Here is a 13,501-nt window from a genome sequence, read left to right as displayed (position 1 = left end):
CCCCTGAAGACGACGGCCCTGCGGGCCTGAAAAGCAAGGGGCGCAGCCCCTGCTTTTCAGGGGCGCGGGGAACTGCGCGACCAGCCCCCACCGGACCCGCAGCCGAACAGCCCACCCTCGGGGTCGAAGGGGCGCAGCCCCTGGTGGGGGCACCTCCCGCTCGAGCGAAGCCGAGAGTGGGGGAGGGACGGGTAGGGGCGGCGGGGGCGAAAAAGCGTCAGGCGGCCGGCACGCCGTACCCGTCCTTCGCCCGCTCCCCCTCGAAGGACTCGGGATCCCGCGGCCCGAACAACGCCGTCAGCCCAAGATGCACGAGCAGCCCCGCCAACGGCCACGCCAGCAACGCCCCCTTCGCCGCCAGCTTGAGCGGCGCCGAGAACGTGACGCCCTGCCCCACTTCCTTCGCCCGCGCCGCGACATCGGTCCCGGGCCCGAGCCACACCCCGAGCCGCCAGGCCAGCACGGCCCCCAGCAGCCCACCGACCGTGAGCGCCACGACGAGGGGCACACCACCACGCCGCCGCAGCAGGAAGACGACCAGCGCGCTCACGGCGCCGGCCCCCAGCGCCAGCAGCGTGAACGTCCCGTCGACACCGACGGCCTGCTCGCCCTCGGTGTCCTTGAAGTAGACAGCCGACCCGTCGGAGACGAGCGGTACGTGCGGCGCGAGCCACCACCACAGCACGCCGAGCAGCGCCCCACCGAGCAGGGCCGTGACGGCGGTGACGACGGCGGCCTCGATCAGCTCGGTCCGCAGCCCCGGACCGGCCGGCTCCTCCGGCTCGTACCAGAGGTGCTGTCCCTCTTGCCCACCGCTGGTGGGCGGCGGAGCCCAGGGGTCGTTCGGCGGCTGGTTGTGCGGCGGCGGAGGGGGAGTCAACGGTGCGGTCACTCTGCCATCGTGCCAGGCCCGGCTGTGCGCCGCGTCACCGGACGGCGGCCCGGCGGTACGCCCAGGTGGCGACCGCGAGCGAGGCGACGCCGACCCCCGCGCACACGGCGAGGTCACGCAGCACGAACGCCCAGTCGGGGTTCGGCCCGAACGTCCGGGCGAGGGCCTCCACGCCGTACGTCGAGGGCAGCAGGTCCCGCGCGAACTGGATGAACCCGGGCATCCGGTCGGCCGGGAGCACGCCCAGCAGCAGCGCCGCCGACATGCCCAGCTGTCCGAGCACGGTGGCGAGTTCCGGGCGCGGGGCGAGCAGGCCCAGCGCGGCGCCGAGCCCGGCGAGCGCGGCCCCGGCGAGCGGGATCACGGCGGCGAGCACCCAGAGGTGGGCCATCGGCAGCCCGAAGAGCACACAGCCGAAGACGGCCGTCACGAGGGTCCCCGGCACGGTGAAGGAGGCGTAGGCCCCCGCCGCGCCCAGGACCACCGCTGCCGGCGGCACGGGCAGCGTCGCGTAGTGGTCGAGTCCGCCGCTGGAGCGCAGCTGCCCGAAGTACTGGGCCAGCAGGTTCAGCGCGACGAAGGCGACCACGAGCACCGCCGAACCGGCGACCACGGCGTGCGCCTCGGCCCCGCCGTCCACCACACCGCGCATCAGGATCATGATCCCGATCGACTGGAACGTGGCCACGAACAGCAGCGGGATCCGTGCGACCCGCGCCCGGGAGAGCTGCGCCCGGTACACCGCGCAGAGCGACGGCCACAGGCGCGCGCGGGGCCCGAGCTCGGCGGCTCCGCGCTCCACGCGCTCCTCTACGGCCAGGGCGCTGCCCGGCAGGATCTCGGCGGGTACGACACTCACGTCGAGCTGCTCCTCTTCGCTTCGGCTGTCGCCCATTTTCGTACGGCTGCGGCAGCCCTGCCGTTCACACCCGCACCGACTGTTCTCCGGCTCACGCCCGTGTCCCTCACCCCTTGACCAGCCCCTGTGCGCTGCCCTCGCTGCCGCCGAGCGCCAGGTAGACGTCCTCCAGGCTCGGCGTGGCGAGCGTGAAGTCGTCGAGCGCCACGAAGGCGGCGCCCCCGGTCACCGTGGCCACCACGGCGCGCGCCTCCTCGGGCGCGAGCCGGAGTGTCCAGCGGCGCCCGGACTCCACGGCGCGCGGGCGGAGCGCGGCGACCTCGGGCACGTCCAGCGGGGCCTTCTCCCGCCAGACCAGCTCGACGCGGACCTCGCCGGCGACCTGCTCCTTGAGTCCGGCCGGGGTGTCGCAGGCGATGACCCGGCCCTTGTCGAGGACGGCGACCCGGTCGAGCACGGTCTCCGCCTCGATGACGTTGTGGGTGACCAGCAGGACGGTGGTGCCGGACTCGGCGCGCCGCCGGTCGACGGCGGCCCACACGGCCCGCCGGGCCACCGGGTCCATGCCGCTGGTGGGCTCGTCGAGCACGAGCAGGGGGCGCTCCCCGACGAGCGCGGTCGCGAAACAGGCGAGCCGCCGCTGCCCGCCGGACAGCTTCTTGAGGGGCCGGGAGGCGAGCCCGGTCAGCCCCAGTTCCTCCAGCACCGCGTCCCGCTCGGCCCGCGCCGGCCGTACGTCCAGCCCGCGCAGCCGCCCGGTGGTCTCCGCGGCCAGCGCCACGGTCAGCTCGTCGAGGGCGGTCGACTCCTGCCCGAGGTACGCGAGGATCCGCGCGGCCCGCTCCGGGTGCCGCACGATGTCATGGCCCAGGATCTCGACGGTGCCGTCATCGGGGCGCATCAGCCCGGTCAGCTGCCGTACGAGTGTGGTCTTGCCCGCCCCGTTGGGCCCGAGCAACCCGAAGATCTCCCCGCGCCGGACCTCCAACGCCACCGCGTCGTTGGCCCGCACCTCGGGAGTCCCCGGGGTCCCCCGCCGCCCCCGAGTGGCCGGATACGTCTTCGTGAGCCCCCGCACGGCACACACGACATCCCCACCATGCCGGATCGTCTGTGCCGTACGCGTACTCACGAGGAACGAGCCTACGGGGTCCGGGGGGCCGTCCTGTCTCCGGGGCACCGCAGCGCGCCCCTTCAGGGGCGCGGGGAACTGCGCGACCAGCCAGAATCAACCCGCAGTCACCGAAGGACAGTCAGCCCCGGCCCTTGAGGCGCCCTCACCGCTCTCCCGCCGGCGCGTGCTCGACCCCGGTGCGCGCATCGATCTCCCGCCAGAACCCCGCACGGATCGCATACCGGTCGTGCTCATCGATCTGGTCGTCCTTGTGCGCCAGCAGCCCGAACCGCGCCGCGTACCGCAACAACTCGCCGTCCACCCGATGCGGCACGCGCGGATACATCCCCGACAGCTTCTGCAGATGGGACTGATCGGTCAGCCGCGCCATCCACCGCCGGGCGAACACCTGCCCGACCTCGAAGGGGTCACCCCCGACGGTCGTGATGTCCTCCTCCCGGTCGGCCCACCTCTGCTCCGCCGTCGTCAGCTGCGCCAGCGTCGGCATGGCCGCCGCCTCCGGCGGCTCCGCGGCCCCGGGCCGGTCCACCCACCCCTTGTCGGAGGACCACCGCAGGGTCGCGGTCGCCGGATGCTGCGCGGCGTGCGCCCCGGGCCCGCGCATGGCGGCGAGGTCCTTCGGCGTCGGCACACCCTTGGCGGCCGGCATCCGCTCCTCGGTCCCGTTGCGCCCCGCGGGCGCCGGCTCGGGCTCCCCGGGCGCCCGCTCGGCGGCTGCCGCGAGGGCCGACTCGGGCAGCGGCGCCGAGAGAATCGCGGCGATCTCCGGCCGCGGCACCGGCTGCGGCGCGCAGATCCCGCCGACCTCCTTGGCCCGTACGGCCTTGGTGATCCACATCCGGTCGAGCACCCGCCGCTCGTCGGCCTCGGCGACCAGGTCCTCGGACTGGTTGTAGTCGCCGTCGGCGGCCTGCACCGCCCACAGGTGTACGGCGACGCCGTGCTCCTTGGCGGCCATCATGCCCGGCAGCAGATCCCCGTCGCCGGTCACCAGGACCACGTCGGAGCAGGCACGGTTGCGGGCCAGCTCGGTCAGCTCGGCGTGCATGGCCGCGTCCACGCCCTTCTGCGCCCACCGCCCGTCGCTGCGGGTCAGCGCGCCGAGCCGGACGGTCACCCGGGGCATCACGCGCAGCCTGCGGTGCTCGGGCTGCGGCACGCGGTCGGGGGCGCCGTCGAACCAGTAGATGCGCAGCAGCGGCCGCTCGGTGTCGGCCTCGGCGCGCTCGCGCAGCCCCTGGATGAGGGCGGCGTGATCGACGGTGATGCGGGAGCGGGAGGGTTCCCCGGCGAGGAGGCTGGCGGCCGCGCCGAGCAGATACCCGGCGTCCACCAGGACGATGCAGCGGTCCACGCGATCCACCCTCTTTCCGGGAGGTTTGCTTCGGGCTTCCTTCGAGTCTGCCCGACCACGCGGAGGTTAACGGCCGGAACTCGATCTTCGGCGTGGCGTCTTCGCCGCGAGCGGCCTGGCGACCCGGCACGCGCTCCGACAACTCTCGTAACGGACGGTGATTTTCCGAAATGCGTGCGTTGTCGTGCTATGTGAGTCTGGTCGCGGCCCTGGCCCCTAGATCCCCCACAGGAGGCAGATCACCATGGCCAAGAACAAGAAGCAGGACCGTAAGCAGCCGCAGTCGGAGCGTGGTCAGCAGCAGACCCAGCCGTCCTCGCTGGAGTCGCAGGCAGAGCAGCGCGCGACCCAGGTGACCCCCGGCGACATGGCCCGCAAGGGCCGGCAGAAGCGATTCGGTCACAACTGACCTATGCGTGACGGGCTGTTGCAGCCCAGGTACACCGAGGGGCGCGTCCGGAACACCGGATGCGCCCCTCGCGCGCTTGCGCCCGTCGGCCCGCCGGGGCTTGCTCAGCCGGCCAGGCAGGACGGGCCGAGCAGTACCTTCAAATCGCCGAACAGGGCCGGGTCCGGCTTCACCCGGTGCCGGTCGAGGCGCAGCACGGTCGTCTTGGTCGGGCCCTGGAGCCTGATGCGGACCTCGCTGTCGCCCTTGTGGTGGGTGAGGATCTCACCGAGCCGGCTGACCATGGGCGGGGTGACCCGGGTGGCGGGGATCGTGAGGATCACCGGGGCGTTGGTGCCCGCGTTGGACAGGTCGGGGACCTGCATCTCCATCGCGACGAGCCTCGGCACCTCCTCGCGCTTGTCGAGGCGGCCCTTGACGAACACGACCGCGTCCTCGACGAGTTGGGTGGAGACGAGCTGGTAGGTCGCCGGGAAGAACATGCACTCGATGGAACCGGCCAGGTCCTCCACCGTGGCGATGGCCCAGGCGTTGCCCTGCTTGGTCATCTTGCGCTGGAGGCCGGAGATGATGCCGCCGATGGTGACGACCGCGCCGTCCGCGTGCTCACCGCCGGTGAGCTGGGCGATGCCCGCGTCGGCCTTGTCGGAGAGCACGTGTTCCAGGCCGAAGAGGGGGTGGTCGGAGACGTAGAGACCGAGCATCTCCCGCTCCTGGGCGAGGAGATAGGTCTTCTCCCACTCGTCGGTGGTGAACTCGACGTCGAGCCCGAAGCCGGGCTCGTTGCTCTCCTCCTCGCCCATGCCGCCGAAGAGGTCGAACTGGCCCTCGGCCTCCTTGCGCTTGACCGCGACCACGTTGTCGATCATCGAGTCGAAGTGCGCGGTGAGGCCCTTGCGGGTGTGCCCCATCGTGTCGAACGCGCCCGCCTTGATCAGCGACTCCGTGGTGCGCTTGTTGCAGGCGACCGCCTCGACCTTGTCGAGGTAGTCCGGGAAGGAGGCGTACTTCCCCTTGGCCTTGCGGCTGCGGATGATCGACTCGACCACGTTCGTACCGACGTTGCGCACGGCTTCGAGGCCGAAGAGGATCACGTCGTCGCCCTGGGCGGCGAAGTTGTGCTCGGACTCGTTGACGTTCGGCGGGAGCACCTTGATGCGCATGCGCCGGCACTCGTTGAGGTAGACCGCCGACTTGTCCTTGTCGTCCTTGACCGAGGTGAGCAGCGCGGCCATGTACTCGGCCGGGTAGTTGGCCTTGAGGTACGCCGTCCAGTACGAGACCAGTCCGTACGCGGCGGAGTGGGCCTTGTTGAAGGCGTAGCCGGCGAAGGGGACCAGCACGTCCCACAGGGCCTGGATGGCTTCGTCGCTGTAGCCGTTCTTCTTGGCGCCGGCCTGGAAGATGGTGAAGTTCTTCGCCAGTTCGTCGGGCTTCTTCTTGCCCATCACGCGGCGGAGGATGTCGGCCTCGCCGAGCGAGTACCCGGCGATGATCTGGGCGGCCTTCTGCACCTGCTCCTGGTAGACGATCAGGCCGTAGGTGACCGCGAGGACCTCTTCGAGCGGCTCCTCCAGCTCCTTGTGGATCGGTGTGATCTCCTGGCGGCCGTTCTTGCGCTCGGCGTAGTTGATGTGCGAGTTCATGCCCATCGGGCCGGGCCGGTAGAGGGCCGAGACGGCGGAGATGTCCTCGAAGTTGTCGGGCTGCATCTGGCGGAGCAGCGAGCGCATGGGGCCGCCGTCGAACTGGAAGACGCCGAGGGTGTCGCCGCGGCAGAGCAGTTCGAAGGTCTTGGGGTCGTCCAGCGGGAGGGAGAGCATCTCCAGGTCGATGCCCTTGTTGGCCTTCACCATCTTGATGGCGTCGTCCATGATCGTGAGGTTGCGCAGGCCGAGGAAGTCCATCTTCAGCAGGCCCAGCGACTCGCACTGCGGGTAGTCCCACTGGGTGATGGTCACGCCGTCGGTGTGCCGCACCCAGATCGGGGCGTGGTCGACGATGGGCTCGCTGGACATGATCACGCCGGCCGCGTGCACACCCATCTGCCGGACCAGGCCCTCGACGCCCTTGGCGGTGTCGATGACCTTCTTCACGTCCGGTTCGTTCTCGTACATCGACCGGATCTCGCCCGCCTCGCTGTAGCGCGGGTGGGAGGGGTCGGTGATGCCGTTCAGGTCGATGCCCTTGCCGAGGACGTCGGCGGGCATCGCCTTGGTGAGCCGGTCGCCCATCGCGTACGGGTAGCCCAGCACGCGCGCGGAGTCCTTGATGGCGTTCTTCGCCTTGATCTTGCCGTACGTGCCGATCATGGCGACCTTGTCGGCGCCGTACTTCTCCGTCACGTACCTGATCACCTCGACGCGCCTGCGCTCGTCGAAGTCGATGTCGACATCGGGCATGGAGACGCGCTCGGGGTTGAGGAACCGCTCGAAGATCAGACCGTGCGGGATCGGGTCGAGGTCGGTGATGCCCATGGCGTACGCGACGATCGACCCGGCGGCGGAACCACGGCCGGGGCCCACCGCGATGCCCTGGCTCTTGGCCCACATGATGAAGTCGGCGACGACGAGGAAGTACCCCGGGAACCCCATCTGGATGATGACGTCCATCTCGTACTCGGCCTGCTTCTGGCGGTCCTCGGGGACGCCGCCGGGGAAGCGGCGGGCCATGCCCCGGCGGACCTCCTCCTGGAACCAGGTGACCTCGGTGTAGCCCTCGGGGATGTCGAACTTCGGCATGAGGTTCTTGGCCTCGAACATGCCGGTGGTGTCGATCTGCTCGGCGACCAGCAGGGTGTTGGCGCAGCCCTCCTGCCAGGCGTCCGAGGAGTCGATGGCGTACATCTCGTCCGTGGACTTCAGGTAGTAGCCGGTGCCGTCGAACTTGAAGCGGTCCGGGTCGGAGAGGTTCTTGCCGGTCTGGATGCACAGCAGGGCGTCGTGGGCGGTCGCCTCGTGCGCGTAGGTGTAGTGCGAGTCGTTGGTGACCAGCGGGGGGATGCCGAGCTTCTTGCCGATCTCCAGGAGGCCGTCGCGGACCCGGTGCTCGATCTCGATGCCGTGGTCCATCAGCTCCAGGAAGTAGCGGTCCTTGCCGAAGATGTCCTGGTACTCGGCGGCCGACTTCAGGGCCTCGTCGAACTGGCCGAGGCGCAGCCGGGTCTGCAGCTCACCGGAGGGGCAGCCGGTGGAGGCGATGAGGCCCTCGGACCACTGGGAGATGGTCTCCTTGTCCATCCGGGGCCACTTCTGCAGCCAGCCCTCGGCGTACGCGTCCGAGGAGAGCTTGAAGAGGTTGTGCAGGCCCGTCTTGTTCGCCGCCCAGATCGTCTTGTGGGTGTAACCACCCGAACCGGACACGTCGTCCCGCTTCTGGTGCGGCTGGCCCCACTGGATCTTGCGCTTGTTGCGCCGGGACTCGGGGGCGACGTACGCCTCGATGCCGATGATCGGGGTGACGCCGGCCTTCTTCGCGGAGTGGAAGAAGTCGTACGCCCCGTGGAGGTTGCCGTGGTCGGACATGGCGATATGGGTCATGCCCATCTCGTTGCACGCGTTGAACATGTCCTTGAGCCGCGCGGCACCGTCCAGCAGCGAGTACTGGGTGTGGACGTGCAGGTGCGTGAACGGCGGCTTTGACACGGCTTCGGCCTCCAAGGGACACAGAAGGAAACAGGCGTGAACGGCTTCCCCACGGGCTGCGGACAGTCTGGGGGACAGCGTCGAAGTCTATGCCTCGGCACTGACACGAGGAGGGGTCTCCCCCGTACCTTTCGGGGAGGAGTCGTGGGCACTCCCTCGACGCCTCGGACGTTGAAAAGCCGACCCACCCGTGATCCACCAGGAGGCACCCAGCGATGTCGGTTCCGCAGCTCGACGACGAGCGACGCGGCGAGGAGATCCTCGCCGTCTTCGACACCGCCTTCGGCCGGCTCCTGGCCGCCGACCCGGCCGCGTTCCGCGTGAAGTTCCGGAAGATGGCGGCCTCGGCCTTCGCGTTCTACCGGGGTACGGCGTGCCTCTTCTACCGCGACCTCGACGAGGAGAAGGCGTCCGGCCCGTACCTCGACGAGCGCACCTCGCGCGTGTGGATCCACGGCGACCTGCACGCGGAGAACTTCGGCACGTACATGGACTCCACGGGCCGCCTGATCTTCAACGTGAACGACTTCGACGAGGCGTACGTCGCCCCCTTCACCTGGGACCTGAAGCGCTTCGCGGCCTCCGTGGCGCTCATCGGGTACGCGAAGGCGCTCAGCGACGAGCAGATCACGGAGCTCGTGGAGATCTACGCGGCCGCCTACCGCGAGCGCATCCACGCCGTGGCGGCGGGCGCCAAACGGGACGAGGTGCCGCCGTTCACGCTGGACACCGCCGAGGGCCCGCTCCTGGACGCGCTGCGTGACGCCCGCTCGCTGACCCGCTTCGGCCTGCTGGACTCGATGACGGAGATCCGTGACTTCGAGCGCCGCTTCGCGCCGGGCGGCGGCTCCATCGAGCTGGACGCGGCCACGCGCTACAAGGTGCTGGCCGCCTTCGACGGCTATCTGGAGACGCTCCCGGAGTCCTCCCTGACCCGCCCGGACTCCTACCGCGTGAAGGACGTCGTCGGCCGCCGGGGCATCGGCATCGGCTCGGCGGGACTGCCGTCGTACAACATCCTGCTGGAGGGCAACAGCGACGCGCTGGAGAACGACGTCGTGATCTACATCAAGCAGGCCCAGACCCCGGCCGTCTCCCGGCACATCACCGACCAGCGGATCCGGGAGTACTTCGAGCACGAGGGCCACCGCACGGTGATCTCGCAGCGGGCGTTGCAGGCGCACGCCGACCCGTGGCTTGGCTGGACCGAGCTGGACGGCGCCGGGCAGCTGGTCGCCGAGGTGTCGCCGTACGCGGTGGACCTGGACTGGAGCGACATCGACGACCCGGAGGAGATCGCGGCGGTCGTCGCCGACCTCGGCCGGGCCACGGCCACGATGCACGCGGCGGCGGACGACCTGACCGGACAGTCCCTGGTCCCGTTCTCCACGGAGCGGGCCATCGACGCGGCGATCGCGGCCGACGAGGAGGGCTTCGCGCCGCTCCTGGTGGACTTCGCGCACGCGTACGGCGCACGCGCGCGTACGGACCACCAGATCTTCGTGGACCTGTTCCGCAACGGGCGGATCCCCGGCCTGTAGACGTCCGTCACTCACAGGGGCCTTTTAGCGGTCCCTTACGGGTGTACGTGGGAGACTCTCCAACGCCATGGACATATCCGGGACCCACTTCAGAGCCGTACGCGCGGCGCTGTTCACGACACTCGTCGTGACGCTCGGCACCGCGTCGCACGTGCTGCTGTCCAGGGTCCCGCTGCCGCTGACCACCGTCGCCGCGATCGCCGCCGCCGTCTTCGCCGTCTCGTACGCGCTGGCCGGCCGTGAGCGCGGCTTCGGTCGGATCGCCGGCGTACTGATCCCGTTGGAGCTGGCCGCCGACACGGTGTTCACCACGGGCCAGCACGCCTGTTACGGCGAGGCGGGCGGCCCGGTCACCGGCCCGCTGCGGCAGGTCGGGCTCGATGTGCTGTGCGGTGGCGGCAGCGTGGGCGCGCCGCTGACGCGCGTGACCGGCGGCTCCGAGCGGGCGGCCACCCTCCTGGCGGGCACCGGTCCGGCCGCCGCCTGGCTGCTGCTCGCGGCACACATCGGCGTGGGACTCCTGGCGGCGGCCTGGCTGCGGCGGGGCGAGCGGGCGCTGGCTCAGCTGCTGGAGGCCGCGGTCGCCGCCGGCTTCCGGCCGCTGCTGATCGCGGTCGCCGTGGTCATGGTGCGGCCCGCCCGGGCGGAGTTCCGGCCGACGCGCACCGCGCACCGTACGGCCACCGCCCGCACCCTCCTCCACGCGCACTCCCTCGGACGGCGTGGACCGCCGTGCTCGGTCACCTTCGCGTGACCCCTTCGGTCACCTTCGCGTGACCACCACCTGAGCACGAGCAGGTCCCACCACACGTATCCGCGCACCGCGTCGTGCGCGTCCCCAGGGAGTTCATCCACATGAGCAAGCGGAACAGCAAAGAGGCGAAGACTGCGGCCCGTGAGCGGCTGCGCCTGGAGCGCGAGCGGCAGGCCAAGCGCGCGAAGGTCAGGCGACAGGCCATCGTGGGGGCCTCGGTCGTCGCGGTCCTCGCGATAGCCGGCGGCATCGGCTACGCCGTCGTCCAGAACGGCAAGCCCACGAAGTGGGAGGCGGCCGCCGACGCCACGGTGGTCGCCCCGGCCAACACCTCGGGCAAGAACGGCACCACTGTGCTGATCGGGGACTCCAAGTCCGACAACGTCGTCCATCTCTACGAGGACCCGCGCTGCCCGGCCTGCGCCAGCTTCGAGCAGACCGTCGGCGAGACGGTCGACAAGGGCATGGAGGACGGCGACTACAAGCTCTCCTTCACCCTCGGTACGTTCCTCGACGGCAACCTCGGCGGCGAGGGCTCGAAGAACGCGCTCAGCGCGCTCGGCGCCGCCCTGAACGTCAGCCCCGAGGCCTTCCTCGACTACAAGGCCGCGCTGTACTCGGCGAAGTACCACCCGGAGGAGTCGACCGACGAGTTCGCCAAGGACAGCTATCTGATCAAGGTGGCGAACACCGTCGACGCGCTGAAGAACAACAAGAAGTTCCAGGCCGCGGTCGAGAAGGGCACCTACGACGCCTGGGCGATGCGGATGAGCAAGTCCTTCGACGACGCGAAGGGGGTCAAATCGACCCCGACCATCAAGATCAACGACAAGACGATCACCAACCCGTCCTCGGTCGCGCAGTGGGAGACGGCCCTGAAGGACGCGGGGATCACCAAGTAGCCGCCGCGAGGCCCGCGTCGCAGGGCGGTCGCCCCGGAATGATCCTCCGGGGCGACCGCCCTACGGCGAAGACGGCGGCTACGGCGCGGTGTACGGCTCGACGCTTGCGGTAGCCCTCGGGCCGGACCTCGCATCGACTGACGCCCTGCCAGGCAGAACACGAGCCGGCCGCTTCCGCGCGAGCGGCGGCCGGAGCGCGCCGGCCGACGAACAGGACACGCCGGACTGAACGTTGAGCGGATTTCGCGCTCTTTGCCTTACCCAGAGCCCTACCGATCAGTAATCTCATCCGGCGTGACCAGTCGCAGATCTCACTCCCACCACACTTCTCCCACCCAGCCCAGCCCCGCGTCCGCCGTGCCGAGCCGCCGCGCGGTCGTCAAGGCGGCCGCGGCCGGAGCCGTCCTGGCGGCGCCGCTGGCCGCCGCGCTCCCGGCGAGCGCCGCCGATGCCCCGGCGTTCCCGTACGGCGTCGCCTCCGGCGATCCGCTGCCCGACGGCATCCTGCTGTGGACCCGGGTGACTCCCACCGCCGCCGCGATACCGGGCTCCGGGCTCGGCCCGGACATCGAGGTCGGCTGGACCGTCGCCCTGGACAAGGCGTTCACGAACATCGTCGCCAAGGGCTCGACCACCGCGACCGCCGCCTCCGACCACACCGTCAAGGCGGACGTACGCGGCCTCGCGCCCGCTACGGACTACTGGTTCCGGTTCTCCGCCGGCGGCACCGACTCGCCCACCGCCCGCACCCGCACCGCCCCGGCCGCCGACGCCTCCACCGCCGGCCTGCGCTTCGGTGTGGTCTCGTGCGCCAACTGGGAGGGCGGCCACTTCGCCGCCTACCGCCATCTCGCCGCCCGCGGCGACCTGGACGCGTGGCTGCACCTCGGCGACTACATCTACGAGTACGGCACAGGCGAGTACGGCACCCGCGACAAGGTCGTACGACCGCACGCGCCCGCCCACGAGATCGTCTCCCTCGCCGACTACCGCGTCCGGCACGCCCGTTACAAGACCGACCCGGACCTGCAGGCCCTGCACGCGGCCGCACCGGTCATCGCGATCTGGGACGACCACGAGATCGCCAACGACGCCTGGTCGGGCGGCGCGGAGAACCACACCGAGGGCACGGAAGGCACCTGGGCGGCCCGCCAGGCGGCGGCCAAGCAGGCGTACTTCGAGTGGATGCCGGTGCGCCCGGCGATCGCGGGCACCACCTACCGCCGGCTGCGCTTCGGCAAGCTCGCCGACCTCTCCCTGCTCGACCTGCGCTCCTTCCGCTCGCAGCAGGTGGGCATAGGCGACGGCGAGGTCGACGACACGGACCGCACCCTGACGGGCCGGGCCCAGCTCGACTGGCTGAAGTCGGGGTTGAAGTCCTCCGACACGACCTGGCGGCTGGTCGGCAACTCGGTGATGATCGCCCCGTTCGCCCTGGGCAACCTCACCGCCGACCTCTTCGAGCCCCTCGCCGAGCTGCTCGGCCTGCCGAAGGAGGGCCTCGCCCTCAACCCCGACCAGTGGGACGGCTACACCGACGACCGCCGCGAACTCCTGGCCCATCTGCGGACCAACGCGATCACCAACACCGTCTTCCTCACCGGCGACATCCACATGGCCTGGGCCAACGACGTACCGGTCAACGCCGGTACATATCCGCTGTCGGCCTCCGCCGCCACCGAGTTCGTCGTCACCTCGGTCACCTCCGACAACCTCGACGACCTCGTCAAGGTCCCCGAAGGCACCGTCTCCGCCGTGGCCTCCCCGCTGATCCGCGCCGCCAACCGCCACGTCCACTGGGTCGACACCGACCGGCACGGCTACGGCGTCCTGGACATCACCGCCGCCCGCGCGCAGATGGACTTCTACGTCCTCTCCGACCGCACGAAGGCCGACGCGACGTCGTCCTGGGCGCGTTCGTACCGCACGCGCAGCGGGACGCAGAAGGTGGAGCGGACGTACGACCCCGTGTAGCGGCCTCCGTACGCCCTTCGTAGGCACCGGCGGCCTC

10 protein-coding genes are annotated in these 13,501 nt (G+C 70.6%); 5 read left to right on the top strand and 5 right to left on the bottom strand.

Annotated features, from left to right (window positions below; all coding sequences use genetic code 11):
• Window positions 1-217: 217 nt before the first annotated feature.
• The 4 genes from ACWD26_RS04095 to ACWD26_RS04080 form a co-directional block, all read right to left on the bottom strand.
• Entirely contained in the window at window positions 218-892 is a 675-nt protein-coding gene (locus tag ACWD26_RS04095; RefSeq protein ID WP_451265970.1) for a DUF2567 domain-containing protein, read from the bottom strand.
• A 34-nt stretch (window positions 893-926) separates the two neighbouring features.
• The gene (locus ACWD26_RS04090) at window positions 927-1,751 is read right to left on the bottom strand and encodes an ABC transporter permease (RefSeq protein WP_451265968.1); all 825 of its coding nucleotides are present in this window, start codon (window positions 1,749-1,751) and stop codon (window positions 927-929) included.
• Between the two features lie 106 nt (window positions 1,752-1,857).
• Complete coding sequence (locus tag ACWD26_RS04085) at window positions 1,858-2,883, bottom strand: ABC transporter ATP-binding protein (protein ID WP_451265966.1); 1,026 nt, start codon at window positions 2,881-2,883, stop codon at window positions 1,858-1,860.
• Window positions 2,884-3,028: 145 nt separating this feature from the next.
• Window positions 3,029-4,240, bottom strand: coding sequence for an NYN domain-containing protein (locus tag ACWD26_RS04080; RefSeq protein ID WP_451265964.1), 1,212 nt, complete (start codon window positions 4,238-4,240; stop codon window positions 3,029-3,031).
• A gap of 244 nt (window positions 4,241-4,484) precedes the next feature.
• On the opposite strand from ACWD26_RS04080, the gene ACWD26_RS04075 reads away from it, so the two are divergent.
• Window positions 4,485-4,649, top strand: a complete 165-nt coding sequence (locus ACWD26_RS04075) for a hypothetical protein (RefSeq protein WP_451265963.1) — start codon at window positions 4,485-4,487, stop codon at window positions 4,647-4,649.
• 104 nt (window positions 4,650-4,753) lie between these two features.
• Here ACWD26_RS04075 and dnaE read toward each other — a convergent pair whose 3' ends face one another.
• Window positions 4,754-8,293: a DNA polymerase III subunit alpha gene (dnaE, locus tag ACWD26_RS04070; protein WP_451265961.1), complete on the bottom strand. Its 3,540-nt coding sequence runs from the start codon at window positions 8,291-8,293 to the stop codon at window positions 4,754-4,756.
• Between the two features lie 215 nt (window positions 8,294-8,508).
• On the opposite strand from dnaE, the gene ACWD26_RS04065 reads away from it, so the two are divergent.
• From ACWD26_RS04065 to ACWD26_RS04050, 4 genes are all read left to right on the top strand, one after another.
• Window positions 8,509-9,834 carry a DUF2252 domain-containing protein gene (locus tag ACWD26_RS04065; protein ID WP_451265959.1) on the top strand — a complete coding sequence of 442 codons (1,326 nt, stop codon included), beginning with the start codon at window positions 8,509-8,511 and terminating at the stop codon, window positions 9,832-9,834.
• 67 nt (window positions 9,835-9,901) lie between these two features.
• A complete protein-coding gene (locus tag ACWD26_RS04060; RefSeq protein ID WP_451265957.1) occupies window positions 9,902-10,588 on the top strand; it encodes a hypothetical protein in 687 nt (228 codons plus the stop codon).
• Between the two features lie 101 nt (window positions 10,589-10,689).
• Window positions 10,690-11,490, top strand: coding sequence for a DsbA family protein (locus tag ACWD26_RS04055; RefSeq protein ID WP_451265955.1), 801 nt, complete (start codon window positions 10,690-10,692; stop codon window positions 11,488-11,490).
• A 294-nt stretch (window positions 11,491-11,784) separates the two neighbouring features.
• Window positions 11,785-13,464: an alkaline phosphatase D family protein gene (locus tag ACWD26_RS04050; RefSeq protein ID WP_451265953.1), complete on the top strand. Its 1,680-nt coding sequence runs from the start codon at window positions 11,785-11,787 to the stop codon at window positions 13,462-13,464.
• Window positions 13,465-13,501 lie beyond the last annotated feature (37 nt).

This window comes from Streptomyces sp. NPDC002787 (genome assembly GCF_053592095.1).
This window is presented reverse-complemented; position numbering and strand designations above follow the sequence as displayed.